Source organism: Agromyces chromiiresistens, assembly GCF_029167465.1.
GTDB lineage: Bacteria > Actinomycetota > Actinomycetes > Actinomycetales > Microbacteriaceae > Agromyces > Agromyces chromiiresistens.
The window spans coordinates 733393-759786 of record NZ_JARFNL010000004.1; the positions used below are offsets into that span (position 1 = coordinate 733393).

Consider the following 26394-nt stretch of genomic DNA (forward strand, 5'->3'; position numbering starts at 1 on the left):
CTCGTGCCGGTCAGGTGCGGGGCGCGCGTTCGAGCCACCGCGCGAGGTGCTCGGCGAGCACCGCGTTCTGCCGGGCCTGGCCGGCGTCGCGCTCGGTGAGCATCGCCAGCGGTGCGCCGAGCGCTCCGGCCCAGTGCTCGGCGGTGGGCACGGGGTGCACCGGGTCGCGGGGCGCCGCGATGACGAAGGTGCTGACGCCGCGTCCGCCGAGGGCGGCGAGCTCGGCGTCGTTCGCGAACGCCCGGTTGCGGGGGATCTCGACGAGGCGCATGGCCCGCCGCGCCGCGTCGGGGGAGGTGAACTGCGAGAGCAGCCCCTTCGCCGCGGCGGGCGACTCGTCGGCGACCCGCTGGTAGAGCTCCCGCTCGCGGAACTCCTGGGCGCCCGCCGGGCCGGCGTCGATGAGGAGCTGTCCGATCACGGGGAACGCCCGCAGGTTGTCGGGCAGCGAGCGGTCGTCGAAGGCCGGGCGCACGAACACGGCCCGGTCGATGGGCAGCATGCCGCCGAGCAGGAGCCGCATCGCGATCGCGGCGCCCATCGAGAGCCCGATGACCGTCAGCGGCCCGTCGTCGTCGACCGGTCGCCCGGTCGTCTTCTCGACCTGCGCCCGCGTCGTCGTCGCGATCTCGGCAGCCAGTCGGTCGATCGCGAAGTCGGCCGGCTCGCCGACGGTGAGGTAGCCGCCGTGGGCGCGGACGTCGGGGGCGATGACGAGCTCGTCGTCGCCGGCGGCGGCGCGCACCGCCGGGGCGAACAGCTCGAGCGGCTGGCGGCGGTCGGCGCCGAGCCCGTGCAGCAGGAGCGTGGTCACGCGAGGGCGCCCGGACGGTAGAACGCGCGCGGGTCGGCGGCGCGCGGGTTCGGCCGGATCGCGGCCAGCAGCTCGTTCGCGAGCCCGACGAGGATCGCGATCTGGTCGTCGTCGCGGTCGACCCAGCGGCACTTCGGCTCGTCGTCGACGGGCACGAAGTCGGCGTGCTCCTCCCACACGACGAGGGTGCGCTCGGCGCCGAGCACGTACTGCTGCCACCAGACCTGTCTGAGGTACCCGCGCGGGATGCCGCGCCAGGGCTTCGACGTCGTCTTGATCTCGCACAGCTCGAGTGCGCCGTTCGGCGCCACACGCAGCCCGTCGGGCGTCGCGAGGTGCCGCCGCTCGGTCTCGGCGTGGAACAGCAGCGTCGAGCCTTCGAGGCCGTGCGTCTGCTTCGCCCACTCGGCGATGACGGGCTCACGGGCGCGGCCGTGGTCGGTGTAGCGACTGCCGCCGAAGCTGTGCCGCGACCCGTGCAGCTTCTCGTGGGCGGCGGTGCGCACCGACTCGCGCGTCGCGAGCTTCGCCGCGTCGGTCGCCGTGATGCCCTGCGACCGGGCGCGCAGCCAGGCGACGCGGTCGCTCGAGTCGGCGACGACGCGGGTCTCGTGCGGATGCCTCGGCCGGGGTTCGGGCGGAGGAGCCCACGTGTCGCCCTCGAGGTCGAAGAGGGCGAACGGTTCTGGCACGTTCCGAGCGTACCCGCCGCCACCGTCGGATGCGGCGCGGCGTGCGGTCGTCGAGCGGGTTGGGGAGCGAGCGTCTCGAGACCCGCGCATCGTACGATCGACGGCATGGCCCGTGATTCGACGACCGCCGCGCGCGGCGCCCGCCCCGCGGCATCCCGTCCGAACGGTCGCCCCGCCACCGCGCCGACGTCGCCCGCCGGGAGGGACCTGTCGCGCCCGCTGCCCGCCGCGCTGAGCTGGGGCGTCCTCGCGGCCTTCGCACTGCTCGTCGCCGCGACGGTGGTGGCCGGGGTCGCGCCGTGGTGGATCGCAGCGTGGTACGGCGCGGTGTCGCTCGTCGCGTTCGCGGCCTACGGGCTCGACAAGCTCGCCGCGAGGCGCGGCTCGCAGCGGGTGCCCGAACGCACGCTGCACCTCCTCGACGTCGTCGGCGGCTGGCCCGGTGCGATCGTCGCGCAGCAGCGGCTGCGGCACAAGACGCGCAAGCGCAGCTTCCGCCGCGTGTTCTGGGTCGGCGTCGTCGTCAACGTGCTCGCGCTCGGCGCGCTCCTCGCCTGGCTCGCGCGGTAGGCGTCACCCGTCGACTGGCGTCGCGAAGAGCGTCGCGATGAGCCGTTCGCGGTCGGCGCCGAGCGCGTCGTCGAGTCGCCCGCCGGCCGAGAGCCCGCTGACCCCGTGCAGCAGGCTCCAGAGCAGTTCGGCCCTGACCGTTCGATCGTGCGCGTCGCGTCCGCCCGCGGCGCGTTCGACGACGGCGAAGCCCGAGACGAGGACCTCGGGCGTATCGCCGGAGGCGAAGGCGAAGCTCGTGCGTGCTGACGCCATCGCCTCGTAGAGGGCGGGATTCGTGCGTGCGTAGTCGAGGTACGCCGTGATCAGGTGGCGCAGGTCGTCGTCGGGCGACGCCATCCGGGTGGCGAGTTCGGTATAGCCGGTGACGACGAGTCGCTCGACGATCTCGTCGCGCCCCCCGGGGAAGTGACGGTAGAGGATCGGCTGGCTGAACCCGATCTCGTCGGCGAGCCGGCGCACCGTGACTGCGGCCCAGCCCTCGTCCTCGGCGATCCGACGCGTGGTGTCGAGGATGAGGCGTTCGCGTTCGCGGAAGCGTTCCGCCTCTTGCGGGGTGCGTGCCATGTCGCTATGTTAGCAGCGGTAACAGTTAGCAGCGCTAACACCAATCGAAGGAGTCGAGATGTCGATCGTCATCGCCGCAGCCGCGGCCCTTGCAGTGCTGAACCTCGCCGTGATCTTCGGCACCGACGTGGTCGCGGCGGTCGTGCTGCGTCCCGTCTATGCCGAGGTCGACGACCGCACCATGGTGCAGGTGGTCGGCCGGGGCCACTACTACGGCGATCGGCGTCTGCCGGTCGTCGGCATCCTCGGCACGGTGCTGGCGGCGATCACGGTCGCGCTCGCGGTCGGCTGGGGAACGGCCGTCACCACGACGCTCTCGGCGATCGCGCTCGCCCTGCTGCTCGCCTGGCTCGGACTCTTCGCCCGCATCTCGGCGCCGATCAACAAGGTGCTCACCGCAGCGGCCCTGGCCGGCGACGTGCCGGCCGACGCTCGCGCGCTGCAGTCGCGATGGGAGTCGATCATCGTGCTCCGTGCGGTGCTGCTCGGCCTGTCGATCCTGCTGCTGTGCGCGACGATCGCACTCGTCTGACGGGTGCGGGCGGTCGCCCCGTCCGCACGGCCGCCGTATGACCGGCGCCGCACCGTTCAGGTGACGTGGTTGCGACTTCTGTGACCATCACAAACAACTTTCGATTGACGCGACGACAAAAGTAGGCGACAGTGTTCCGCACGGACTCTCGACGATGAGACGGAAGGAACCAGCATGTGTTACGGACATGACGGACGAGGGGCGCTGCGCGAATCGCTCGCCGGGCGCGGGGTGAGCCGACGCGGCCTCCTCCTCGGAGCACTGGGCGCGACGGCCGCGGCCGCGACGTTCTCCGCCGGGGCGATCCCCGCCGCGGCGGACGTCGCGACGAAGCCGTGGAAGCGGGTGCCGCCCGGCAAGATCAGCATCCAGCTGTGGACGGTGCGCGAGGCGCTCGGAGCACCATGGGGTCCCGGCGACTACGACACGACGCTGGGCGCGATCGCGGACATGGGCTACCCGCGCGTCGAGCAGGCGCTCGGCTACTTCGGCCGCACCGCCGCCGGACTGCGCGCGTTCTACGACGAGATCGGCGTCTGGGCGTCGTCGTCGCACGACGGCCCCTCGTCCGACGCGGCCGCCCTCGAGCAGAAGCTCGAGAACGCGGCGACGCTCGGCCAGCGCTATCTCAACGTGCCGTACTTCGCCTCGGGTGCGCTCGCCGAGTGGCAGCAGCTCGCCGACACGATGAACGCCGAGGCGCAGGCCGCGGCCTCGTACGGCATCGCCTACGGCTACCACAACCACGCGCACGAGTTCACGACCGATCTGGGCGGCGGGCTCACCCCGTGGCAGGTGCTCACCGAGCGGCTCGACCCTGCCCTCGTGCACCTCGAGGTCGACCTCTACTGGGCCGTCACCGGCGGTATCCAGAGCGGTGACGGCGCCGCCGACCCCGAGCAGTTCGCGATCGACGTGATCGACGCGGCGCCGCAGCGGGTGCGGCAGTTCCACGTCAAGGACCGTCACGTGGGAGGCGACATGGCCGACCTCGGCACCGGCACGATCGACTTCGCGCGGATCTTCCGGGCGCACGCCGTAGAGGAGTACATCGTCGAGAACGACACTCCCGACGTCACCCCGCTGCAGACCGCGGAGGTCGGGTACGACTACCTCCGCGAGCTGCGGTTCTGACGGTGTCGCGGTCGGGGGCGCGTCGTGGCAGGCGCGCCCCCGGCTGCCGCACCTCCGGGACACCGGTACCGCCGGGGATGCCTCGCGGTCAGCGCGCGGCGAGCGCGTCGATGCCCTCGGGCGAGAGCACGTGGTGGATCGCGAGCATGCTCGCGCCGAGCACGGCCGCGTTCTCGGCCGCGGCCGACTGCACGATCGCGAGGTGCTCGGTCGCGAGCGGCATCGAGCGCGTGTAGACGACCTCGCGCACGCCGGCGATGAGGTGCTCGCCGGCTCGCGCCATCGAGCCGCCGATGGCGATGACCGAGGGATTCACGAGGCTGACGCACGCGGTCAGCACCTCGCCGATGTCGCGACCGGCCTGGCGCACCGCCTGGATGGCGTCGATGTCGCCGCGCTTCACGAGCTCGACGACATCGCCGCCGGACGCCGCGTCGACGCCCTGCTCGCGCAGCGCGCGGGCGATCGCCGGCCCCGAGGCGAGCGCCTCGAGGCATCCGCGGTTGCCGCAGTGGCAGGGCACGTCGCTGCCGCGCGCCACCCGCACGTGGCCGATGTCGCCCGCGATGCCCTGCGCGCCGCGCTGCAGCCGCCCGCCCGAGATGATGCCCGAGCCGATGCCGGTCGCGACCTTCACGAACATGAGGTGCTCGATCTGCGGCCAGGCGAGCGCCTGCTCGCCGAGGGCCATGATGTTCACGTCGTTGTCGACCAGCACCGGCACCTCGAGGTGCTGCTGCACCCAGCCGGGCACGTCGAAGCGGTCCCAGCCGGGCATGATCGGCGGGTTCACCGGCCGCCCCGTCGAGTGCTCGACCGGGCCGGGAACGCCGATGCCGATGGCGACGAGCTCGCGGCGGTCGCGGCCGAGCCCCTCGATGAGTGCGAGTCCCTGCTCGACCATCCAGCCGAGCACGGCCTCGGGGCCGAGGGCGATGTCCTTCGGCTCGGAGCGCTCGACGAGCACCGTGCCGGAGAGGTCGGTGACGGCGAGCGTCGCGTGCGACGCGCCGAGGTCGGCCGCGAGCACGATGCGCGCGGCGGGGTTGAGCGCGAACTGCGACGGCGGGCGCCCCCCGGTCGAGGCGGCGTCGGCGACCGGTGTGACGAGTCCGAGCCGCATGAGCTCGTCGACCCGCGCCGCGATCGTCGAACGGGCGAGCCCGGTCGATTGCGCGAGCGACGCGCGCGTGCGCGGCACGCCGTCGCGCAGGAGCTGGAACAGCTCACTGGCACCCGATGTGCCGAGCGCGGATCCTCGGCTGATGTCCACCATGCAACTGAGTAAAGCACAAGGTCTTCGACGTATGGCACAGCCACTACCTGTTGTCCGGAGAACAACTTTTGACGGAGTGCTAGCAAAAGTTGCCATGAGTGTGTCACGATGTCCCCATGACAACGGACGTCATCGCCCCGACCCGCACACGACGTGCCGGCTTCATCGGTGGCGGCTTCATGGCCGCGGTGCACTCGCGTGCCGCCCGCGCCGCCCGAGCCGAGCTCGTCGGCGCCGCCTCGTCGACCTCGGGTCGTGCCGCCGCGGCGGCCGAGCGCCTCGGTCTCGGTGCCGCCTACGACTCGTTCGAAGCCCTGCTCGCCGACCCCGACATCGACGTGGTGCACATCTGCACGCCGAACACGACGCACGCCCGCTTCGCGAGGGCCGCGCTCGAGGCCGGCAAGCACGTCGTCTGCGAGAAGCCGCTCGCGACGACCGCGGCCGACGCCGTCGAACTCGTGCGGCTCGCCGACGAGCGCGGCCTCGTCGCCGCGGTGCCGTTCGTCTACCGCTTCCACCCGATGGTCCGCGAGGCGCGGGCCCGTGTCGCCGCCGGGGAGACCGGCCGGCTGCTCAGCGTGCACGGGGCCTACCTGCAGGACTGGCTCTCGACGCCGGGTGACGACGACTGGCGCGTCGACCCCGCGCTCGGAGGGCCGTCGCGGGCGTTCGCCGACATCGGCTCCCACCTCGTCGACCTCGTCGAGTTCGTCGCGGGCGAGCGCATCGCGAGGCTCACCGCCTCGACCAGCACCGCGTACGCCGAGCGCGTCGACCACGTCGCCGTCGAGACCGAAGACCTCGTGGCGCTCGTCGTCGAGTTCGCCTCCGGCGCACTCGGCACGCTACTCGTCTCGCAGGTCGCTCCGGGTCGCAAGAACGCCCTCTCGATCGAGCTCGCGGGCACCGAGGCGAGCATCCGGTTCGAGCAGGAGCGCCCCGACACCCTCTGGGTGGGCCGCACCGCGGCCTCGAGCATCATCGAGCGCGATCCGGCGCGGCTCGACGCCGACGCGGCCCGGCTCTCGCTCGTGCCCGCCGGGCACCCGATGGGCTACCAGGACGCGTTCAACGCCTTCGTCGCCGACGCCTACGCGGCGATCGACGGCGCGCGGCCCGACGGGCTCCCGGTCTTCGCCGACGGGCTGCGCGCCGCACAGGTCACCGAGGCCGTGCTCGCCTCGGCCGAACGCCGCGACTGGACGGAGGTGCCCGCATGAGCGCCGCGACCCCCGCATCGTCGTCGCCCGGCGCAGTCGCCGCGGCTGGCGAGCCGGTGCTCGTCGCCGAGGGGCTCGAGAAGTCGTTCTTCGGCGTGACCGTGCTGCGCGGCGTGGGGCTGACCCTGCGCGCCGGCGAGGTCCACGGCCTGGTCGGCGAGAACGGCGCCGGCAAGTCGACCTTCATGAAGATCCTCGCGGGCGTCTACGAGCGCGACGCGGGCAGTGTGCGACTCGGCGGCGAGGAGGTCGCGTTCAGCCACCCCGTGCAGGCCGCGCGGGCCGGCCTCGCGACGGTCTTCCAGGAGTTCAACCTGCTGCCCGAGCGCACGGTCGCGCAGAACGTCTTCCTCGGTCGCGAGCCGAAGCGGCGCGGCCTCGTCGACCGCAAGGCGATGCTCGCCGAGACGCGGGCGCTGCTCGCCGAGCTCGGCATCGACTCGATCGACGCCGACGCGCCGGTCCGCACCCTGACCGTCGCCGAGCAGCAGATCGTCGAGATCGTCAAGGCGCTCTCGGTCGACGCCCGGGTCATCCAGATGGACGAGCCGACCGCCGCGCTCGCCGATCACGAGGTCGAGCTGCTCTACGCGATCGTCCGGCGCCTGCAGGCGCGCGGCGTCGCGATCATCTACGTCTCGCACCGGCTGAAGGAGATCTTCGACCTCTGCGACACGATCACGGTGCTGAAAGACGGTGCGCTCGTCTCGAGCGGGCCCGCGTCCGAGCTCGACACCGACGAGCTCGTGCGGCGGATGGTCGGCCGGCCGATCTCCGCGTACTTCCCCGACCCCGAGCCGGGCACCGTGAGGGGCGAGCCCCGGCTCGAGCTCCGCGCCGCCGGCAACGCCTACGTCGACGGGGTCGACCTCGAGCTGCGCGCCGGTGAGATCGTCGGTGTCGCGGGCCTGCAGGGCTCGGGTCGCACCGAACTCGTCGAGGCCGTGTTCGGCATCGCGCCGTTCACGCGCGGCGAGCTGCGCCTCGACGGCCGGCCGGTGCAGATCTCCTCGGCCCGGCAGGCGGTGAGGCGGGGCGTCGCCCTCATCACCGAGGACCGCAAGGCCCAGGGCCTCGCGCTCAACCAGTCGATCGCCGACAACGCGCTCCTCGTGATCCGCTCGGTGTTCTCGCGGCGCACCCGCGAGACGCGGCGAGAGCTGCCGGGCGTGCTCTCCTCGCTCGAGCTGTCGTCGCGCGGCCTCGACCAGGAGGTGCAGTTCCTCTCGGGCGGCAACCAGCAGAAGGTCGTCCTCGCGAAATGGCTCGCGACCAAGCCCCGCGTCGTACTCCTCGACGAACCGACCCGCGGCATCGACGTCGGCGCGAAGGTCGCCGTCTACACGCTCATGCGCCGACTCGCGAAAGAAGGGGTCGCCATCCTGATGATCTCGTCCGAACTGCCCGAGGTGATCGGCATGTCCGATCGCATCATCGTCATGCACGACGGCCGGGCCTCGGCCGAACTGCCGGCTCGCAGCGACGAGGCGACGATCCTCGGCGCCGCGACGGGAACCCTGCGCGTCGGCGGGGAGGAGCTGCGATGAGCGCGACGACCCCCACCGCCCGGCGCGCGACACCGCGCCGTCGCCGGCTCGACTCGAGCCTCATCGTCGGCATCGCGCTGGTCGCGGTCATCGCGATCGGCGCCGTCCTCGTCGCCTCCGTCGGCCGCAACTTCTTCAGCGCCGGCAACATCCGCGACATCCTCACCGGAATGAGCGTGCTCGGCTTCGTCGCCATCGGCCAGACCCTCGTCATCCTGTGCGCGTCCCTCGACCTGTCGGTGCCCTACGTCGTGAGCCTGTCGAGCCTCATCGCGGCCGACCTCATGGCCGGCAACCCCGCGAACATCCCGATGGCCGTCGTCGCCGTGATCGTCGTCGCCGCGGTCATCGGGCTCGCGAACGGGCTCATCGTCACGAAGCTCAAGGTCAACGGCTTCATCGCGACGCTCGGCACCGGCCTCATCATCAAGGGCTACCTCGACACGAACTACAAGGGCACGAGCGGCCAGGTGCCGTGGGAGTTCCAGCTCATCGGCGCCACGGGCATCGGACCGATCCCCGTCTCGACGCTGCTCATGCTGCTCGTCGCGCTCGCCGGGGCGTTCTTCCTCGCCCGCACGCGCACCGGCAACCACATGTTCGCGGTCGGCGGCAACGAGCAGGTCGCGCGCCTGTCGGGCATCCGCACCGCACGACCGCTCATCGTCGCGCACATGCTGTGCTCGATCACGGCGGCGCTCGCCGGGCTGCTGCTCGCGAGCCGGCTCGGCGTCGGCAGTCCGGTCGTCGGCACCCAGGGCGGCTACGACCTGCTCTCGATCGCCGCGGTCGTGCTCGGCGGCACCCTGCTCATGGGCGGCCGCGGCTCGATCTGGGGCACGATCGGCGGCGTCGCGATCTTCGCCGTCGTCGACAACGTGATGAGCGTCATGCAGGTGAACCCCTTCCTGAAGGACGTCGTGCGCGGCGTCGTCATCGTCGCGGCCGTCGCGGTCTACACGAGCCGGTCGGTCGACCGGCGCAGGCCGAGGTTCGCGAACGCCTCGGCACCGCCGCCCGGCCCCGACGGCGCCGGAGGCGACGCCGACGGGAACGACGCACGAGAGGAGGCCCGCGCATGACCGCCGTCAGCACCGACCGCCGCGACCTGGGCAGCCGCCTGGCCGACCTCGGACGCACCCTCGTGAGCCCGCGCGGCGCCGTGTTCCTGCTGCTCATCGTGCTGCTGGTCGCGATCACCGTCCTGAACCCGTCGTTCGCCGAACCGAGCCAGTTCATCCGCTTCATCCAGCGCGTGGCGCCCATCGCGATCGTCGCGATCGGCCAGTACTTCGTCATCGTCGGCGGCGAGTTCGACCTGTCGATGGGATCGGTCGTCACGGCCCAGGTCGTGATCGCCGGCAACCTCATCGGCCAGGACGAGGCGAAGTCGCTGCCCGTGCTCGCGCTCATGCTCGCGTTCGGCGCCCTCATCGGGCTGGTCAACGGACTCATCGTCTCGTTCCTCAAGGTGCCGAGCTTCATCGTCACCCTCGGCATGATGCTCGCGCTGCTCGGCGGCACCCTCTACTGGACGGGCGGCGCCGCGACCGGCAACCCCGCCGACGGGTTCCGCGAGATCGGGCGCGGCGGCATCCGCGGCATCCCCGTCATCGACATCCTGCCGTGGTCGGTCCTCGTGCTCGCCGTCGTGCTCGCCGTCGCGATCTGGTTCTCGAAGCGCCCGTTCGGCCGCACGATCATCGCGCTCGGCGACAACCCGACGACCGCGCGGTTCGCGGGCGCCCGCAGCTGGTGGGTGAAGACGTCGACCTTCATGATCTCCTCGCTCTCCGCGACGATCGCGGGCGTGCTGCTCGTGGGCTACGCCGGTGTCCACCCGTCGGTCGGTCGCGGCTACGAGTTCATCGCGATCACCGCGGTCGTGCTCGGCGGCGTGGTGCTCGGCGGCGGGCGCGGCTGGGTCGTCGCGGCGGCGGCGGGCGCGTTCGCGCTCGAGGCCCTGTTCACCCTGCTCAACTTCGCCGGCGTGCCCTCGACCTACCGCGACGCGGTGCAGGGCGCGATCATCATCATCGCGGTCGCCTACTCGGCGACCACCTTCCGCGCACGACGCCGCGGCAAGGGCATCGACCCGGCACCCGCGGCATCGACGACGATTCCGGATGCCTCGGCCGAGGCATCCGACGCGGCATCGGGCGGCTCGCCCGGGACCGCCACCCAGACCTCGCCGGACACGGCGACCCAGACTTCGCCGGCACCGGCGGAGGAGCGCGATGCCGAGGCATCCGCTCGCCCTGCATCCATTCCCTCGACGTCGAGGGCTGACAACGAAACCAAGGGAGGTTCGTGATGCGACGCAAGTATGCGGTGGCATCCGCAATGGTCGGCGCCCTCGCGCTGCTGACGATGGCCGGCTGTACCACCGACCCCAACGTGGCCGCGCCGACGGAAGACGCCGGCGCCACGGAGGAAGCGGTCGAGTGGTTCGACCAGGAGCTCTTCGACAAGCAGGACGCCGAACGCGACGTCGTGCCCGAGGGCCCCGAAGGGCAGCCGTGGCTGCAGTACATCAACGCCGAGATGGTCGACACCTCGGAATTCGCGAGCGAGGGAGCGAAGAAGGCGTGCTTCGCCAACGCCTCGATCTCGAACCCGTGGCGCCAGACCGGCTGGATCACGATGAACCAGCAGCTGAAGGTGCTGCAGGACGCCGGTGTGATCAGCGAGATGGAGACCCGCGACGCGCAGGACTCCGACGACACGCAGATCGCCGACATCGACTACTTCATCAACGAGGGCAACTGCGACATCTTCCTCATCTCGCCGAACTCGACGGCGGCGATGACCCCGGCCGTCGAGCGCGCCTGCGACACGGGCAAGCCCGTCGTCGTGTTCGACCGCGGCGTGCAGACCGACTGCCCCGTCACGTTCATCCACCCCATCGGCGGATTCGCGTGGGGCATCGACACGGCCGAGTTCCTCATCGACGAGCTCGACGAGGGCGACAAGGTCGTGGCGCTCCGCATCCTGCCGGGCGTCGACGTGCTCGAGCAGCGCTGGGCCGCGGCCGAGAAGCTGTTCGACGAGGCCGGCATCGAGGCCGTCGACTACTTCACGGGCGCCGACCCCGCCGAGATCAAGAAGATCATCTCCGACGAGCTCGCCAAGGGCGACGTCCAGGGCATCTGGATGGACGCCGGCGACGGCGCCGTCGCCGCCATCGAGGCGTTCGAGGACGCCGGCGCCGACTACCCGGTGATGACGGGCGAGGACGAGATGAGCTTCCTCCGCAAGTGGAAGGAGACCGGGCTCACGGGCCTCGCGCCGGTGTACTCGAACTTCCAGTGGCGCACGCCGCTGCTCGCCGCGCAGAAGATCTTCGCCGGCGAGGAGGTGCCCCAGGAGTGGGTGCTGCCGCAGTCGCCGATCACCGCGGAGGAGGTCGACGAGTACCTCGCGCTCAACGAGAACATGCCCGACGGCCACTACGCCAAGTTCGGCGGCGAGGACCTGCCCGGCTACCCGCAGGTCTGGGAGGACCGGATCATCCCGTAAACCCTGATCCGTCGGTCGAGGAGCGCGGAGCGCGTATCGGGACCACACGCACGATCGTGGTCTCGATACGCTGCGCTCGTCGACCGGCGGCGGGTCTCGATACGCTCGCTTCGCTCCCTACTCGACCGACGGAGTTCTGCAAGGAGGCAGCATGCGCCGCACCATCGGCGTGAACACCTGGGTGTGGGCTTCGCCCCTCACCGACGAGAACCTGCCCGCGCTCGCCGCGAAGGCGGCGGCGCTCGGCTTCGGGGCGATCGAGCTGCCGGTCGAGAACCCCGGCGACTGGTCGGCGGATGCCGCGGTGGAGATCCTGCGCGAGCACCGCCTCGCCCCGATCGTGATCGGGGCGATGGGCCCCGGCCGCAACCTCGTCGCCGCGCCCGGCTCCGAGATCGTGGCGACCCAGAACTACCTCGTGCACTGCCTCGGCGTCGCCGAGCGCCTCGGCTCCCCGGTCGTGGCCGGCCCCTTCACCGCGGCCACCGGCCGCGCCTGGCGCATGGACGCCGAGGAGCGCGAGGCCCGGTACCGCGAGCTCCGCACGGCGCTCGCGCCGCTCGTGCGACAGGCCGAGGCTCGTGGCATCCGGCTCGCGATCGAACCGCTCAACCGGTACGAGACGAGCCTCGTGAACACGGTCGAGCAGGCGCTCGAGGCGCTCGGGCCGCTGCTCGGCCCCGGCCTCGGGCTCGCGCTCGACAGCTACCACCTCAACATCGAGGAGAAGTCGATCGGCGACGCGATCCGTGCGGCCGGCCCGAACCTCGCCTACGTGCAGGTCTGCGGCAACGACCGCGGCGCCGTCGGCGACGACCACCTCGACTGGCCGGCGTTCCTCGACGCACTCGACGAGGTCGGGTACGCCGGGGCGCTCGGGCTCGAGAGCTTCACGGGCGAGAACGCCACGATCGCGGTGGCCGCCTCGGTCTGGCGGCCGCTCGCGCCCTCGCAGGACGAGCTGGCGGCACGAAGCATCCGCTACCTGACCGCCCTGAACGACGAAAGGTACCCCGCATGACCGCCGCAACCCATCCCGTCACGCTGTTCACCGGCCAGTGGGCCGACCTGCCGTTCGCCGAGGTGGCGCGCCTCGCCGCCGATTGGGGCTACGACGGGCTCGAGATCGCCTGCTCGGGCGACCACCTCGACCTGAAGCTGGCGGAGGAGGAGCCGGGTTACCTCGCCGAGCGGCAGGAGATCCTGAAGCGGCACGGGCTCGAGGTCCACGCGATCTCGAACCACCTGACGGGCCAGGCCGTCTGCGACGATCCGATCGACTTCCGCCACGAGGCGATCGTGCGCCCGTACACGTGGGGCGACGGCGACCCCGAGGGGGTGCGGCAGCGTGCCGCCGACGACATGAAGCGGGCGGCGCGGGTCGCCCGCGCGCTCGGCGTCGACACCGTCGTCGGGTTCACGGGCTCGGCGATCTGGCCGTACGTGGCCATGTTCCCGCCCGTGCCGGCGAGCGTCATCGACGCCGGCTACGAGGACTTCGCGAACCGCTGGAACCCCATCCTCGACGTGTTCGACGCCGAGGGCGTGCGCTTCGCCCACGAGGTCCACCCCTCCGAGATCGCCTACGACTACTGGACGAGCGTGCGCACGCTCGAGGCGATCGACCGCCGCGCCGCGTTCGGCTTCAACTGGGACCCCTCGCACATGATGTGGCAGGGCATCGACCCCGTCGGCTTCATCTGGGACTTCCAGGACCGGATCTACCACGTCGACTGCAAGGACACGAGGATGCGGCCCGCGACCGGCCGGCCGGGAATCCTCGGCTCGCACCTGCCGTGGGGCGACCCGCGGCGCGGCTGGGACTTCGTCTCGACGGGGCACGGCGACGTGCCGTGGGAGGACGCGTTCCGCGCGCTCGACGCGATCGGCTACACGGGCCCGATCTCGGTCGAGTGGGAGGACGCCGGCATGGACCGGCTGCACGGTGCCGCCGAGGCGGTCGGGTTCATCCGCTCGAAGCTCTTCCCGCGCCCGACCGCCTCGTTCGACGCGGCGTTCTCGAACCAGTAGGGGCTCGCATGCCGATCGAGCACACCGTCGTCTTCCGCCTCGTGCACGAGGCCGGCTCCGACGAGGAGTCGGCGTTCCTGCGCGCCGGCCGCGACACGCTGACGGCGATCCCCGGGGTGACGGGCTTCGCGGTCATGCGTCAGGTCAGCCCCGGGAGCCCGTTCACCCACCAGTTCCGCATGGTGTTCGCGGATGCCGCGGCGTATGACGCCTACAACCGCCATCCCGCTCACGTCGGCTTCGTGGAGGAGCGCTGGGTGCCCGAGGTCGCCGACTTCCAGGAGTTCGATTTCGAACCGGCCTGACCGGCGGTCGCGACCGCCGGCGGGCGTCAGCCCGTCACGCTCCAGAAGTACACCTTCGTCTCGGGGTGCTTCGGGTGGTCGTCGACCGACCGATCCCACGTCGCGTCGGTGTGCCCCGCGTAGTAGACGTGCACGTCGCCGTCCTCGTCCTCGATGACGGCCGTGACGATGGCGGTGTGGTCGCGATCGCCCGAGGCGTCCCAGTCGAACTGCACGATGTCGCCGGGCTTCACCTTCGCTCGCTGCGCGTCGGAGAGCGGCGTCGCCCGCTCGGGGTGCGCCGCGAGGTAGTCGCGGAACACGGTCGACGATCGCCACGCGTCGCTCGAGGCGTACGGGTCGCCGTCCGCCGAGTACCACCACTCGACGTCGGGCTGCCAGCCGCGCTCGACGAGCGACTGCGAGGCGAAGTTCACGCAGTCGTCGTCGCCGAGCACGCCGTACTGCTCGTTCGCGCCGTCCCAGTGCTCGCGCACGTACTCGAGCTGGCGCAGCACGGGGGCCGGCAGCTCGGGGTCGAGCTCGAGCGCCGCCGCGTTCGGACGGCTGCCGTGGCCGCCCTGCGTTCCCGGCCCGGTCGGGCCGGGCGGCGTGGCGGCGGCGACCGCCGCGGTCACGATCGCCACGACGAGCCACACGACGAGCCCGACGGCGACGAGCAGCGCGCCGCCCACGACGAGGCGCCGGCGCAGGTACACGCCGGGAGAGGGTCGCGGGGTCGGCTGGCTCATCGGTTCCACGCTACGTCGTGCGTCGACGGTCGGCCGGAGGGCACGCGCATCGTCGGGCGCTACTCGGGGATGCTCCAGTAGTACGCGACGCCGCCGGGATGGATCTCGGTGATCGCCTCGTCGACCGTGCGGTCCCAGGTGGCGTCGGTGTGGCCGGCGTACTCGATCGAGACCGCGCCGTCGGCGCCGACGACGACGGCCGTCACGGTGCCCGTGTGATCGCGGTCGCCGGTGCCGTCCCAGTCGAACTGCACGAGGTCGCCGGGCTTCACGAGGGAACGTTGCGTGTCGTCGAGGGCGGTCGCCCGCTCGGGGTGCAGCTCGAGGTAGTCGCGCAGCACGGTCGAGCTGATCCAGGCGTCGCTCGAGGCCCACGGGTCGCCGTCGGCCGAGTACCACCACTCGTCGTCCTCGGTCCAGCCGCGGGCGAGCAGCCCCTGGCTCGCGAAGTTCACGCAGTCGTTCTCGTCGATGTAGCCGAACTCCTCGCTCGACGTGTCCTGCCAGTGGGCGCGCAGGTAGGCGAGCTGGGCCGCGACCGCGGGGCTCACCGCGGCCGCGGCGACCGTCGAGTCGGCCCTCGCGTCGGCGCCCGGCGTCGGCCGGGCGGTCGCGGCGTCGATCGAGTCGGCCGACGCGGCCGAGGGGGCGGGCGACTGCCCGAAGAGCCAGGCGAGGGCGCCGCCGGTGGCCGCGACGGCGGCGACGCCGCCGCCGATCAGCACGGCTCGGCGGGGGAGGGCGCGGGGGTGCGGTGGCTGCGACATCGATTCGACCGTAGGCGGTCTTCCTCCGCGTTCCATCCGAACGGACGAGTGCGCGGACGCCTCGCCGGGAGTGCTCCCGGCGAGGCATCCGCGCTTCGACGGACGTCGCATCAGCGCTCGGTGACCGTGCCGTGCTTGATGTGCAGGCGCCGCTCGGCCCGCCGCGCGACGGCCGAGTCGTGCGTGACGATGACGAGCGTGAGCCCGCGGTCGCGCCACAGCCCCTCGAGCAGGCCCAGGATCTCGTCGCGGGTCTCCTCGTCGAGCGCGCCCGTCGGCTCGTCGGCGAGCAGCACGTCGGGCTCCTTCACCAGGGCGCGGGCGATCGCGACCCGCTGCTGCTGCCCGCCCGAGAGCTCACCGGGCACGTGCGTCGCGCGGTCGGCGAGCCCCACGGCGGCGAGCGCCTCGGCGGCGCGCCGGCGCCGCTCCGGCCCCGGCACGCCGAGCGGCTCGAGGGCGGTCTCGACGTTCTCCTGCGCCGTGAGCGTCGGAATGAGGTTGAACCCCTGGAAGACGAAGCCCACCTCCTTCGCGCGAACCCGGGCGAGCTTCGCGTCGGGCAGGTGCGAGATGTCGGACTCGCCGAGCCGCACCCGGCCGGAGGTCGGCCGGTCGAGCGCGCCGAGCATCTGCAGCAGCGTGGACTTGCCGCCGCCCGTCGGCCCCTGGATCGCGACCATCTGGCCGGCCGCGATCTCGAGGCTGACGTCCTTCAGCGCGGTGACCGTGCGCTTGCCGGCGTACTGCTTCGTGACGTTCTCGAGCACGTACATGTGGGTTCCCTTCGGTCGGGCGGGCGTCGCCGGCCCGGTTTCGGTGGATGCCTCGGCGCCGGCGGCGTGCACGGCCCCGGTCTCGACGGCGGTCATGCGACGCTCCGCAGCGCTTCCGCCGGGCGCAGGCGCGAGGCCCGCCAGCCGCCGATCGCGCCGGCGGCGAGGCCCCCGAGCACGGCGAGGCCGATCGCGATCGCGATGACGCCCACCGTCACCGGCGCGTTCAGCACGACCTCGGTGGTCGTCTGGGTCGCCGCGGCGGCGCCGAACGGGCCGCCGGCCATGCCGCCGGGCATCGCGCCCGAGGCATCCGCCCCCTGCATCGCCGCACCGCCCGGGCCGCCGGCCGTGATGCCGCCGGCGCTGCCCCCGAGCGTGAGCCCCATGAGGTTCACGATCCAGATGCCGGCGAGGCCGATGACGAGGCCCGCGGCCCCGCCGATGAGGCCCTGCACGAGCGACTCGCCCGCGACCTGCCCGACGATCCGGCCGTTTCGCCAGCCGATCGCCTTGAGCGTGCCGAACTCGCGGGTGCGCCGGGTGACCCCCTGGATCGTGAAGAGGATCGCGATGAGGAACGCGGCGACCAGCACGGCGAGCGAGACCCACAGGCCGAGGTTCGAGATGAGGCTCGACGCGGTCGACAGCGATCCCGAGACCTGCGAGGCGAGGTCGGCCTGCGTCGACACCGTGGCGTCGGGCAGCGCCTCCTCGATCTCGGCCTGCACGGCGTCGATCCGATCCGACGAGTCCGCCTGCACGTAGAGGTCGCTGATCATGCCGTCCTGGCCCGAGATCGACTGGGCGAGGTCGAGCGGGATGTACGCGTTCGACGCGGTCGTCGCGTCGGCCGACGTCGAGGCGACCGTGCCGACCACCTCGAAGTCCGTGCCCCCGAGGTCGATCGTGTCGCCGACCGCGAGTTCGGCGCTCGTCGCGTAGGTCGCGTCGAGCACGACGACGGCCTGACCGGTGTCGCCCGACTCGAGGCCGCGGCCGTCGGCCAGTTCGACCGACGACAGCGGGCCGACCGCGGCGCCGGCCGGATCGACGCCGAGCACGCTGACCCGGTCGACGTCGAAGGCGCTGCCGCCGGCGCCGTCGAACCCGCCCTGCGGGGGCTGCTCGCCGGTGCCGTCGCCCGGTGCCACCCGGTCGGTGCCGTCCTGCTGCGCCGAGAAGTCGGGCAGCTCGCCCGAGAACGTGACGTTCTCGAGCGCGAGCGTCGCCGCGGCCGCCGAGACGCCGCCGAGGCCCTGCACGGTGTCGAGCGACGACGCGTCGAATGTCTGCGAGCCCGGGCCCGAGGTGAGGCGCGACTGGCTGATCGAGGTCGAGCCGTCGGCGGTCTCGCCGTCGTCGGCGCCGAACTCGAAGCGCTGCGGCCCGTCGCCCTCGCCGGGTGCGGCGGGGGTCGCCGTCACCGTGAGGTCGGTGCCGACGCCGTAGACCGACTGCAGCACCTGGGCCTGCGCATCGCGCACGCCCGTCGAGACGGCGTTCACGATCATGACGAGGGCGATGGCGAGCGCCATGCCGATCGCGATGATCGCGGTCTGCCTGCGGCGGCCCGCGAGCTCGCGCCGGAGGTAGGTGAAGAACATGGGGGTCCTCTCGTCGATGGGGTCGGGACCGACGCTAGGAGCGCGCGCTGTGGCGTCGCTTTGGCGCCGCTATGCGTCGGCCATGCATCGGCCGGGGCCGAGGCATCCGGAATCGCACAGGCGAGCCATAGGAATCGCATAGCTCGGTGCGGATACTGGAACCATGAGCTCGACGCCCGCCGCCCCGCACCGTGCCCCCGCGATCGCCAAGGGCGACGGGTCGATGGTGCGGGTGCTCGTCGTCGACGACGAGCACTCGCTCACCGAGCTGCTCAGGATGGCGCTCAAGTACGAGGGCTGGGACGTGCGCACCGCCGCCGACGGCCAGAGCGCCGTGCGGATCGCGCGCGAGTTCCGTCCCGATGCGATCGTGCTCGACATCATGCTGCCCGACATCGACGGGCTCGAGGTGCTGCAGCGGGTGCGCGCCGACGGCACCGAGACCCCCGTGCTGTTCCTCACCGCGAAGGACTCGCTCGACGACCGCATCGCCGGGCTCACCGCGGGCGGCGACGACTACGTCACGAAGCCGTTCAGCCTCGAAGAGGTCGTCGCCCGGCTGCGCGGGCTCATCCGCCGCTCGACGCTCACCCTCGCGCAGGCGAAGGACCCGGTGCTGACCGTCGGCGACCTCACCCTCGACGAGGACTCCTACGAGGTCGCCCGCGCGGGAGAGCCGATCGAGCTCACCGCGACCGAGTTCGAGCTGCTGCGCTACCTCATGCGCAATCCCCGCCGCGTGCTCTCGAAGGCGCAGATCCTCGATCGCGTGTGGTCGTACGACTTCGGCGGCAAGGAGACGGTGGTCGAGCTCTACATCTCGTACCTGCGCAAGAAGATCGACGCGGGCCGGGCACCCATGATCCACACGGTTCGCGGCGCCGGCTACATGCTGAAGGCGGCGGGATGACGCGCCCCGGCGATCCCGGATACGCGGCGGCGGCTCGCCGGGAGGCCACCGCCCGCGACCACGGCGCCGGCGGGTCGGCCGGCCAGGGCGACGACACGGCGACGAACGACGCGGATGCCGCGCACCGCCGCCCCTGGACCCTGCGTCGCCGGCTCCTCGTCATCGTCGCATCGCTGCTCGTCGCGGTGAGCGCCGTCGTCGGCGTCGTGAGCGTCGCGGTGTTCCACAGCTCGTCGGTCGCCCGGCTCGACGCGAACCTCGACTCGGCGATCTCGCGCGCGAACGTCGCCATCGCCGGGCAGCCGCCCGGGTTCCCCGGCGACCCCGACGCCGCACCGGGACTCGTGCTGAACGTTCCCGGCCAGGAGGCCGGCACGCTCGCCGCCCTCGTGCCGCGCGAGGGCGAGGCACGGGCCGGCTACATCACCGAGGGCGGTCGCGTGCTCGACCTTCCCGACCACGTGGCGAACGCCCTCGCGGCGGTGCCGGCCGACGGGCAGCCCCATTCGATCAAGGTCGGCGAGTACGGCGACTACCGTGCGCTCGCCGTCGAGGAGGCCGAGTGGGACGGCGTCTCGATCGTCCTCGCACTGCCCCTCGCCGAGGTCGGCGCCGCGACCTCGCAGCTCGCGATCACGATCACGATCGTCGCGCTCGCGGGGCTCGCCGCCGCGCTCGCGCTCGGCTCGCTCATCGTCACCCGTGCCCTCAGCCCGCTCGCGCGCGTCACCGAGACCGCCCAGCGAGTGTCGGAACTGCCGCTCGACCGCGGCGACGTCGCGCTCGCCGAGCGGGTCGACGTCGGCGACGAGCGCACCGAGGTCGGCCGGCTCGGCGCCGCCTTCAACCGCATGCTGGGGCACGTGGCATCCGCCCTGACGGCGCGCGAGCAGAGCGAGCAGAAGGTGCGCCGCTTCGTCGCCGACGCCTCGCACGAGCTGCGCACGCCGCTCGCATCGATCCGCGGGTACGCCGAGCTCACGCGGCTGCACGGCGGCCAGCTGCCCGAGGACGTGATGCATGCGCTCTCGCGCATCGAGTCGGAGTCGGTGCGCATGACCGAGCTCGTCGAGGACCTGCTGCTGCTCGCCCGGCTCGACGAGGGGCGCGAACTCGTGCACTCGACCGTCGACCTGCGGGCGATCGTCGTCGACGCCGTCGGCGACGCCCAGGCCGCAGGACCCGATCACGACTGGTCGGTCGACGCGGGGGAGTCGCCCGTCGAGGTCTCGGGCGACGACGCACGACTGCGCCAGGTGCTGGCCAACCTGCTCGCGAACGCGCGCGTGCACACGCCCGCCGGCACCGCCGTGTCGGCGACCCTCACCGAGGTCGACGGGCGCGCGAGGCTCCAGATCGCCGACGACGGCCCAGGCATCGACGAGGGGCTGCGCGACCGCCTGTTCGAGCGCTTCGCACGAGGGGATGCCTCGCGCTCGCGCCGCGCCGGGTCGACCGGCCTCGGGCTCGCGATCGTGCGCGCGGTGGTCGAGGCGCAGCACGGCACGGTGTCGGTCGAGTCGAAGCCCGGCCGCACGGTCTTCACGGTCGATCTGCCGCTCGCCGGGGCGACGCCCGCGTCGTAGCCCGATCGAACGACCGCAGTCCTCACCGGAACACGGCGTGCGGGCGCCGTGCGACGGGTGTCGTGCGAACGCGCCCGTCGCGACACGAGGACCGGAGGCGACGGGTGCGGCCGCCGGACAGACATCCGACCATCTCTGGCGTGTCGCGCGCCCCCACCCCTAGCGTGTGGAGGAGCCACGGGGTCGTGGCACCGCGCAGAGACGCGGGTGGAGGCCGTGGCCCCGGCATGACCGAAGGAGCATCCGCATGTCTTCAGCGGTACCCACCACCGCACGACGACGCACCATCCGCACCGCAGCCCTGCTCACCGCCGTGATCGCCGGCGCCGGCCTCGCGGCCGCCTCGCCCGCGTACGCGAGCCCCGACCCGACTGATCCGACCTTCGTCGACGGACTCTCGCAAGCCGTCTTCACGAAGAACTCGGCCGAGTGGGTCAACGAGGAGGCCTGGGTCGAGAGCGAGGTCGACTCAGACCGCGACGGGCGGCCCGACCTCGTGCACATCGACGTCAGCCGAGTGCCCGAGACCGAGACCGACGGCCTCGACGTGCCGGTCATCATGGAGCTGAGCCCGTACTACGCAGGCGGCTCGCAGGTGACGAACTGGTCGGTCGACCACGAGATCGGAGACCCGCCCTCGACGAAGGACCCGTGGCCCGCGTACCAGCCGACGAACCGCACGAGCCCGACCATCTCTCGCTCGCTCGAGAACACGTGGGTGCCCCGCGGCTTCGCCGTCGTGCACGCCGAGGGCTTCGGCAGCGGCTGGTCGGAGGGCTGCCCCACCTCGGGCGGGGTGAACGAGTCGCTCGCCGGCAAGGCCGTCGTCGACTGGCTGAACGGCCGCGCGAAGGCGTACACGAAGCCCGACCGCGCAACCGAGGTCGCGGCCGACTGGACGACCGGCAGCGTCGGCATGATCGGAACGTCGTACAACGGCACGCTGCCGATCGGCGTCGCGTCGACGGGCGTCGAGGGACTCGACGCGATCGTGCCCGTCTCGGCGATCTCCGACTGGTACGACTACTACCGCGCGAACGGCGCGGTCCGCGCACCGGGCGGATACCAGGGCGAGGACCTCGACGTGCTCGCCGACTATGTGTACACCCGGTTCGACCAGGAGATCTGCCAGCCGGTCATCGACGAGCTGCGGGCGAACCAGGACCGCGCGACCGGCGACCGCAGCGCGTTCTGGGAGGAGCGGAACTACCTCGCGAACGCCGACCGCATCAGCGCGGCGACCCTCGTCGCGCACGGGCTCAACGACTGGAACGTCATGACGAAGAACGCCTCCGCGCTCTACGAGGAGCTCAAGGCGAACGGCGTGCCGCACCAGATCTACCTGCACCAGGGCGGCCACGGCGGCAACCCGAACGACACGCTGCTCAACCGCTGGTTCACGCGGTACCTGTACGACGTCGAGAACGGCGTCGAGCAGTTGCCGAAGGCGTACGTCGTACGCGAGGACCGCACCCTCACCGAGTACCCCGAGTGGCCCGACCCGGCGACGGAGGACGTGAAGCTCAAGCTCGCGCCCGCCGTCGAGGCCGACGGCGTCGGCGCGCTCGCCGCGTCGCGCAACGGATCGAAGGCGACCGAGGACCTCGTCGACGACGCGGGCATCCGCGCCGCCGACCTGGCCGCCGCCGCATCGTCGCCGAACCGGCTCGCGTACCGCACGGCGGCGCTCGGCGAGCCGCTGCGGCTCTCGGGCACGCCGACGGTCTCGCTGCGGATCGCGGTCGACCGGCCGAAGGCGAACCTCACCGCCCTCCTCGTCGAGTACCCGCTGACGGGAGCCCCGAAGATCATCACGCGGGGCTGGATGGACGTCGAGAACCGCGACTCCGACGCGGTGACGACGCCCGTCGCTCCCGGGGTGGCGTACGACTTCGCGTTCGACCTGCAGCCGAAGGACTACGTGTTCTCGGCGGGCTCGCAGATCGGCGTCGTCGTGCTCTCGAGCGACCAGGAGTACACGGTGCGCCCGGCGCCGGGCACGACGCTCACGCTCGACCCGTCGAAGTCGACCGTGCACCTGCCGCTCGTCGGCGGCATGGAGGCCCTGCAGGCGTCGCTGCACGCGGGCTGAGCGCGACGGAGACGCAGAAGGAGCGTATCGGGACCCCGGCGGGTCTCGATACGCTCCTTCGTCGCGGCCGGAACGGCGGGGGAGTCCGTCCGGCGCGGTCCGGGCGGCGGGGGGAGGTCCGCCCGGAGGCTCAGGCCTCCGACAGCACCTTCAGCATCTCGGCGAAGGTCTCGAGCTCGGACACGGAGCGCTCGCTGAGCGCTTCGTGGAGCCGTGCCTGGTTCTTCACCCGCAGGGCCGCGACCCGCTCGACCGCGAACGGGGTGGGCTCGAGCACCCGCACCCGGCCGTCTCGCTCGTCGGGGCGGCTCACGACCAGCCCGTCCTCCTCGAGGATGCGCACCTGGCGGCTCACGACGCTCTTGTCCATGTCGAAGAGCTCCGCGAGCTGATGCGCGTTCGACGAGCCCAGTCGCACGATCGTCGAGAGCAGCTTGTACCCGGCCGGGTTCAGCTCGGGGTGGATCTGCTGCGCCGCCTCCTTCCAGACCGTGCGGGCACGGTTGAAGACGAGGCCGAGTTGCTCTTCGACGCGGGCGATGGCCTCGTCGAGGGAGGGGGAGGTCATGGCGATCATGCTACTTGCGCGCCTCCTGCGCTGTGGCCGTCGCCGACGAGCGGGCGGATGCCTCGCGGTCGGCGCCGGTCGCGGCATCCGAGCCCTCGACGACCTGCAGCGACGAGGTGACCGGCGCGCCGATCTCGGCCTCGGCGAGGTCGATGGCGACCTGCTCCGCCTCCTCGGCGAGGGTCTGCGCGGCATTCTTCGTCGACAGCGGCTTGTTCGGCAGGAACGCGATCGCGATGAGGCTCAGCACGGCGAGGGGGATCGCGATGATGAACACGTCGGCGATGCCCTGGCCGTACGAGCTCTCCACGATCACGCGGATCGTGTCGGGCAGCTCCGAGACCTTGGGCAGGTCGCCGGTCGCGAGCGACTTGAGCGCATCGATCTCGTCGGGCGAGGTCGGCGTGAACTTCGCGAGGCTGCTCGTGATGTGCGTCGTCACCTGGGTGGCGAGCACCGAGCCCATGACCGTCACGCCGATGGTGCCGGCGATCGAGCGGAAGAAGTTCACGTTCGAGCTCGCGGCGCCGAGCTGCGAGGCGGGCGTGTCGTTCTGCACGATCAGGGTCAGGTTCTGCATGACCATGCCGAGGCCGGCGCCGAGCACGAACATGTAGACCGAGACGAGCGCGAACTCGGTGTCGTACTGCAGGGTCGCCATGGCGGTCACGCCGGCGGTCACGAGCACGGAGCCGAGCAGCATCCAGCCCTTCCACTTGCCGAAGCGGCTCACGAGCGCGCCGATGCCGATCGAGGCGCCCATCTGGCCGACGATCATCGGGATGGTCATGAGGCCCGACTCGGTCGGGGTGGCGCCGCGCGCCAGCTGGAAGTACTGCGCGAGGAAGACGCTCGTCGCGAACATCGCGACGCCGACCGAGATCGACGCGATCACGGCGAGGGTGAAGGTGCGGTTCGCGAAGAGGCTCATCGGCACGATGGGCTCCTCGACGAAGAACTCGGCGATGACGAAGCCGATGATCGCGGCGGCGGAGATGCCGATGACGACGAAGCTCTCGACCGAGTCCCAGTCGAACTGGTTGCCGCCCATCGACACCCAGATGAGCAGCAGCGAGACGCCGACGGTGAGCAGGATGGCGCCGAGGTAGTCGATCTTGACCCGCTCGCGGTTCGGCTTCGGCAGGTGCAGCGTGCGCTGGATGAGGATGATCGCGAGCACGGCGAAGGGCACGCCGATGAAGAAGTTGGCGCGCCAGCCGAACGCGTCGGTGATGACGCCGCCGAGCAGCGGCCCGCCGATCGTGGCGAGCGCCATGATGCCGCCGACGACACCCATGTACTTGCCGCGCTCGCGCGGCGAGATGATGAGCGCGACGGCGATCATGACGAGCGACATCAGGCCGCCGGCGCCGAGGCCCTGTACGACGCGCACGGCGATGAGCATGCCCGTGTCCTGCGAGAAGCCGGCGATGACGGTGCCCGCGACGAAGAGGCCGAGCGCGAGCTGCAGCAGCATCTTGCGGTCGACGAGGTCGGCGAGCTTGCCCCAGATCGGGGTCGAGACGGCGGTGGCGAGCAGGCTCGCCGTGATGACCCAGGTGTAGGCAGCCTGGTCGCCGCCGAGGTCGGCGATGATGACGGGCATCGAGGTCGAGACGACCGTGCCCGAGAGCACGGCGACGAACATGCCCATGATGAGGCCCGAGAGGGCCGTGAACACCTCGCGCGGCGAGCGCTGCGCCTCGGTGTCGTTCGGGAGTGTTGCAGTCAAGGGGAGATCCTCACAGAAAGTTGATCACGGTCAACTATATACATTTCGTTGATCGTTATCAACTATCGACTCAGGTCAACTATTCCTCAGGATCCGGCCGGTATCCTGAGATCCCAGATGCGTCGCGTACCCCCGTGGGAATCCCCCTGCGCGGTGCACCTCGGAGGCAGCCGGTGACCGTCAGTCAGCTCGTCAATCTCATCGCCCGCGAACTCGGCCGGCCGGCGCTCCTCGAGGACGGCCGGTATCGCGTCGTCGCCTTCAGCCCGCAGTCCGAGGTCATCGACGAGGTGCGGCGCCGCTCGATCCTCGAGCACCACGCCGGTCCGGGCGTGCATTCCTGGCTCGCGGGACTCGGGGTCTACCGCTCCGAGGAGGCCATGCACGTGCCGCGCAATCCCGGCCTCGGCATGCTGCAGCGGCTCTACGTCCCGATCCGCACCCAGGACGGTGCGCGCGCGCATCTCTGGCTCATCGAGGAGCCCGACGCGATGTCGCCGGAGGAGGTCGCTCGAGCCGGTGAGCTCGCCGTGCGCCTGGCCGAGGAATGGGCCCGCGTGCTCTCGTTGCGCGACGACGAGTCGGCCCGCAGGGCGGAGCGCACTCGCGTGCTTCTCATGGGCGAGGCGCGCGAGCGCCTCCTCGCGGCCGACGAGCTGGTCGCGTCGGGCGACATCGACGCCTCGGGCGCCCTCCGCGCCTACCTCCTGACCACCCGCGATCCCGGCGCGCTCAGCCGCGAGGACCTCGAGGCTGCCGAGCGCCGCATCCGCCGGGCGCTCGCGGACCTCGGCCCGCTCACCCTCGTGACCGCCGGCGGCGTGGTGCTCATCGTGCCGGACGACGGCGGGCGGCTGCACCCGGCCGTGGACGCCGTCGTCGAGCGACTGCGGTCGGCCGCTGCGCGCGGCGGCGGCCCCCTGGGCGACCCGCTCGTCGCGATCGGCGGCGCCGTCGTGCACCTGCCCGACTCGGCCCGGAGCCACCGCGAGGCGCAGCGCGCGCTCGCGATCGCCACGGCCTTCCGACTGCGGGGGCCCGCCGTCGCCTGGGACGAGCTCGGCGTGTACCGCGGCCTGCAGTCCGCGGCCGCGCTGGGCGTGCGCTCGGCGGACTTCTCGACCGGGCTCGCGAGCCTTCTCGATGAGCGCGACGGAGACGTGCTCCTCGAGACGCTCGAGGCGTACTTCCGGCACGGAGGTCGGCTCCGCGACGTCGCGGGACGGCTGAACGTGCACCGGGCGACGGTCTACCACCGGCTCGCCCGCGTCGAGCGCATCCTCGGCATCGACCTGCACGACGGGCTCGAGCACCTCGGGCTCCATCTCGCGCTGCTCCTGCGCCGCATCGAGGTCGCGGCGGCCATCGAGCCGAACCTCACGGCCTGACGGGATCCGTCTCCGGTCTCGTACGAC

At 72.0% G+C, this 26394-nt stretch carries 25 protein-coding genes; 15 read left to right on the forward strand and 10 right to left on the reverse strand.

Going from position 1 to position 26394, the window contains the following annotated elements:
• Nucleotides 1-10: 10 nt before the first annotated feature.
• Nucleotides 11-814 (reverse strand): alpha/beta fold hydrolase, encoded by an 804-nt coding sequence (locus PX701_RS10760; RefSeq protein ID WP_275506271.1) that lies wholly within the window; start codon nucleotides 812-814, stop codon nucleotides 11-13.
• Nucleotides 811-1506 (reverse strand): YqaJ viral recombinase family protein, encoded by a 696-nt coding sequence (locus PX701_RS10765; RefSeq protein ID WP_374201150.1) that lies wholly within the window; start codon nucleotides 1504-1506, stop codon nucleotides 811-813. Before PX701_RS10765 ends, PX701_RS10760 begins: the two co-directional genes overlap by 4 nt.
• Before the next feature lie 105 nt (nucleotides 1507-1611).
• On the opposite strand from PX701_RS10765, the gene PX701_RS10770 reads away from it, so the two are divergent.
• Entirely contained in the window at nucleotides 1612-2076 is a 465-nt protein-coding gene (locus PX701_RS10770) for a DUF1294 domain-containing protein (protein ID WP_275506272.1), read from the forward strand.
• Nucleotides 2077-2079: 3 nt separating this feature from the next.
• Here PX701_RS10770 and PX701_RS10775 read toward each other — a convergent pair whose 3' ends face one another.
• Nucleotides 2080-2643: a TetR/AcrR family transcriptional regulator gene (locus PX701_RS10775; RefSeq protein WP_275506273.1), complete on the reverse strand. Its 564-nt coding sequence runs from the start codon at nucleotides 2641-2643 to the stop codon at nucleotides 2080-2082.
• 58 nt (nucleotides 2644-2701) lie between these two features.
• On the opposite strand from PX701_RS10775, the gene PX701_RS10780 reads away from it, so the two are divergent.
• Entirely contained in the window at nucleotides 2702-3175 is a 474-nt protein-coding gene (locus PX701_RS10780; RefSeq protein ID WP_231432086.1) for a DUF1772 domain-containing protein, read from the forward strand.
• 174 nt (nucleotides 3176-3349) lie between these two features.
• Nucleotides 3350-4309 (forward strand): sugar phosphate isomerase/epimerase family protein, encoded by a 960-nt coding sequence (locus tag PX701_RS10785; protein ID WP_231432085.1) that lies wholly within the window; start codon nucleotides 3350-3352, stop codon nucleotides 4307-4309.
• A gap of 88 nt (nucleotides 4310-4397) precedes the next feature.
• Here the strand turns inward: PX701_RS10785 and PX701_RS10790 are convergent, their stop codons facing one another.
• Nucleotides 4398-5585 (reverse strand): ROK family transcriptional regulator, encoded by a 1188-nt coding sequence (locus PX701_RS10790; RefSeq protein ID WP_231432084.1) that lies wholly within the window; start codon nucleotides 5583-5585, stop codon nucleotides 4398-4400.
• A gap of 116 nt (nucleotides 5586-5701) precedes the next feature.
• Here PX701_RS10790 and PX701_RS10795 point away from each other — a divergent pair, with 116 nt between their 5' ends.
• The 8 genes from PX701_RS10795 (at nucleotide 5702) to PX701_RS10830 (ending at nucleotide 14210) form a co-directional block, all read left to right on the forward strand.
• The gene (locus PX701_RS10795) at nucleotides 5702-6808 is read left to right on the forward strand and encodes a Gfo/Idh/MocA family protein (RefSeq protein WP_231432083.1); all 1107 of its coding nucleotides are present in this window, start codon (nucleotides 5702-5704) and stop codon (nucleotides 6806-6808) included.
• The gene (locus PX701_RS10800; protein WP_231432082.1) at nucleotides 6805-8355 is read left to right on the forward strand and encodes a sugar ABC transporter ATP-binding protein; all 1551 of its coding nucleotides are present in this window, start codon (nucleotides 6805-6807) and stop codon (nucleotides 8353-8355) included. Before PX701_RS10795 ends, PX701_RS10800 begins: the two co-directional genes overlap by 4 nt.
• Nucleotides 8352-9437: an ABC transporter permease gene (locus PX701_RS10805; RefSeq protein ID WP_275506274.1), complete on the forward strand. Its 1086-nt coding sequence runs from the start codon at nucleotides 8352-8354 to the stop codon at nucleotides 9435-9437. The genes PX701_RS10800 and PX701_RS10805 overlap by 4 nt, the downstream gene beginning before the upstream one ends.
• Nucleotides 9434-10669 (forward strand): ABC transporter permease, encoded by a 1236-nt coding sequence (locus tag PX701_RS10810; RefSeq protein ID WP_231432080.1) that lies wholly within the window; start codon nucleotides 9434-9436, stop codon nucleotides 10667-10669. Before PX701_RS10805 ends, PX701_RS10810 begins: the two co-directional genes overlap by 4 nt.
• On the forward strand, nucleotides 10669-11874 hold the full coding sequence (locus tag PX701_RS10815; RefSeq protein WP_275506275.1) for a substrate-binding domain-containing protein: 1206 nt from the start codon (nucleotides 10669-10671) through the stop codon (nucleotides 11872-11874). Before PX701_RS10810 ends, PX701_RS10815 begins: the two co-directional genes overlap by 1 nt.
• Nucleotides 11875-12025: 151 nt before the next feature.
• The gene (locus tag PX701_RS10820) at nucleotides 12026-12895 is read left to right on the forward strand and encodes a sugar phosphate isomerase/epimerase family protein (RefSeq protein WP_275506276.1); all 870 of its coding nucleotides are present in this window, start codon (nucleotides 12026-12028) and stop codon (nucleotides 12893-12895) included.
• The gene (locus tag PX701_RS10825) at nucleotides 12892-13905 is read left to right on the forward strand and encodes a sugar phosphate isomerase/epimerase family protein (protein WP_231432077.1); all 1014 of its coding nucleotides are present in this window, start codon (nucleotides 12892-12894) and stop codon (nucleotides 13903-13905) included. The genes PX701_RS10820 and PX701_RS10825 overlap by 4 nt, the downstream gene beginning before the upstream one ends.
• 8 nt (nucleotides 13906-13913) lie before the next feature.
• Nucleotides 13914-14210: a Dabb family protein gene (locus tag PX701_RS10830; RefSeq protein WP_231432076.1), complete on the forward strand. Its 297-nt coding sequence runs from the start codon at nucleotides 13914-13916 to the stop codon at nucleotides 14208-14210.
• Between the two features lie 26 nt (nucleotides 14211-14236).
• On the opposite strand, the gene PX701_RS10835 is transcribed toward PX701_RS10830, so the two are convergent.
• The 4 genes from PX701_RS10835 to PX701_RS10850 all read right to left on the reverse strand — a co-directional run bounded on the left by PX701_RS10835 (nucleotide 14237) and on the right by PX701_RS10850 (nucleotide 18091).
• A complete protein-coding gene (locus PX701_RS10835; protein WP_275506277.1) occupies nucleotides 14237-14941 on the reverse strand; it encodes an amidase domain-containing protein in 705 nt (234 codons plus the stop codon).
• A gap of 59 nt (nucleotides 14942-15000) precedes the next feature.
• A complete protein-coding gene (locus tag PX701_RS10840) occupies nucleotides 15001-15708 on the reverse strand; it encodes an amidase domain-containing protein (RefSeq protein ID WP_231432074.1) in 708 nt (235 codons plus the stop codon).
• Between the two features lie 110 nt (nucleotides 15709-15818).
• Nucleotides 15819-16484 carry an ABC transporter ATP-binding protein gene (locus PX701_RS10845; protein WP_231432396.1) on the reverse strand — a complete coding sequence of 222 codons (666 nt, stop codon included), beginning with the start codon at nucleotides 16482-16484 and terminating at the stop codon, nucleotides 15819-15821.
• Nucleotides 16485-16576: 92 nt separating this feature from the next.
• On the reverse strand, nucleotides 16577-18091 hold the full coding sequence (locus PX701_RS10850; RefSeq protein WP_231432073.1) for an ABC transporter permease: 1515 nt from the start codon (nucleotides 18089-18091) through the stop codon (nucleotides 16577-16579).
• 163 nt (nucleotides 18092-18254) lie between these two features.
• On the opposite strand from PX701_RS10850, the gene PX701_RS10855 reads away from it, so the two are divergent.
• From PX701_RS10855 to PX701_RS10865, 3 genes are all read left to right on the forward strand, one after another.
• Nucleotides 18255-19001 carry a response regulator transcription factor gene (locus PX701_RS10855; RefSeq protein WP_231432072.1) on the forward strand — a complete coding sequence of 249 codons (747 nt, stop codon included), beginning with the start codon at nucleotides 18255-18257 and terminating at the stop codon, nucleotides 18999-19001.
• Nucleotides 18998-20587 (forward strand): sensor histidine kinase, encoded by a 1590-nt coding sequence (locus PX701_RS10860; RefSeq protein WP_231432071.1) that lies wholly within the window; start codon nucleotides 18998-19000, stop codon nucleotides 20585-20587. The genes PX701_RS10855 and PX701_RS10860 overlap by 4 nt, the downstream gene beginning before the upstream one ends.
• A gap of 247 nt (nucleotides 20588-20834) precedes the next feature.
• The gene (locus tag PX701_RS10865; protein WP_275506278.1) at nucleotides 20835-22679 is read left to right on the forward strand and encodes a Xaa-Pro dipeptidyl-peptidase; all 1845 of its coding nucleotides are present in this window, start codon (nucleotides 20835-20837) and stop codon (nucleotides 22677-22679) included.
• Nucleotides 22680-22809: 130 nt separating this feature from the next.
• Here PX701_RS10865 and PX701_RS10870 read toward each other — a convergent pair whose 3' ends face one another.
• Together PX701_RS10870 and PX701_RS10875 are read right to left on the reverse strand one after the other, a co-directional pair.
• Complete coding sequence (locus PX701_RS10870; RefSeq protein WP_231432069.1) at nucleotides 22810-23247, reverse strand: MarR family winged helix-turn-helix transcriptional regulator; 438 nt, start codon at nucleotides 23245-23247, stop codon at nucleotides 22810-22812.
• Nucleotides 23248-23257: 10 nt separating this feature from the next.
• A complete protein-coding gene (locus PX701_RS10875; RefSeq protein WP_255680021.1) occupies nucleotides 23258-24979 on the reverse strand; it encodes an MDR family MFS transporter in 1722 nt (573 codons plus the stop codon).
• Between the two features lie 173 nt (nucleotides 24980-25152).
• On the opposite strand from PX701_RS10875, the gene PX701_RS10880 reads away from it, so the two are divergent.
• A complete protein-coding gene (locus PX701_RS10880; protein WP_231432068.1) occupies nucleotides 25153-26367 on the forward strand; it encodes a PucR family transcriptional regulator in 1215 nt (404 codons plus the stop codon).
• Nucleotides 26368-26394: the final 27 nt, after the last annotated feature.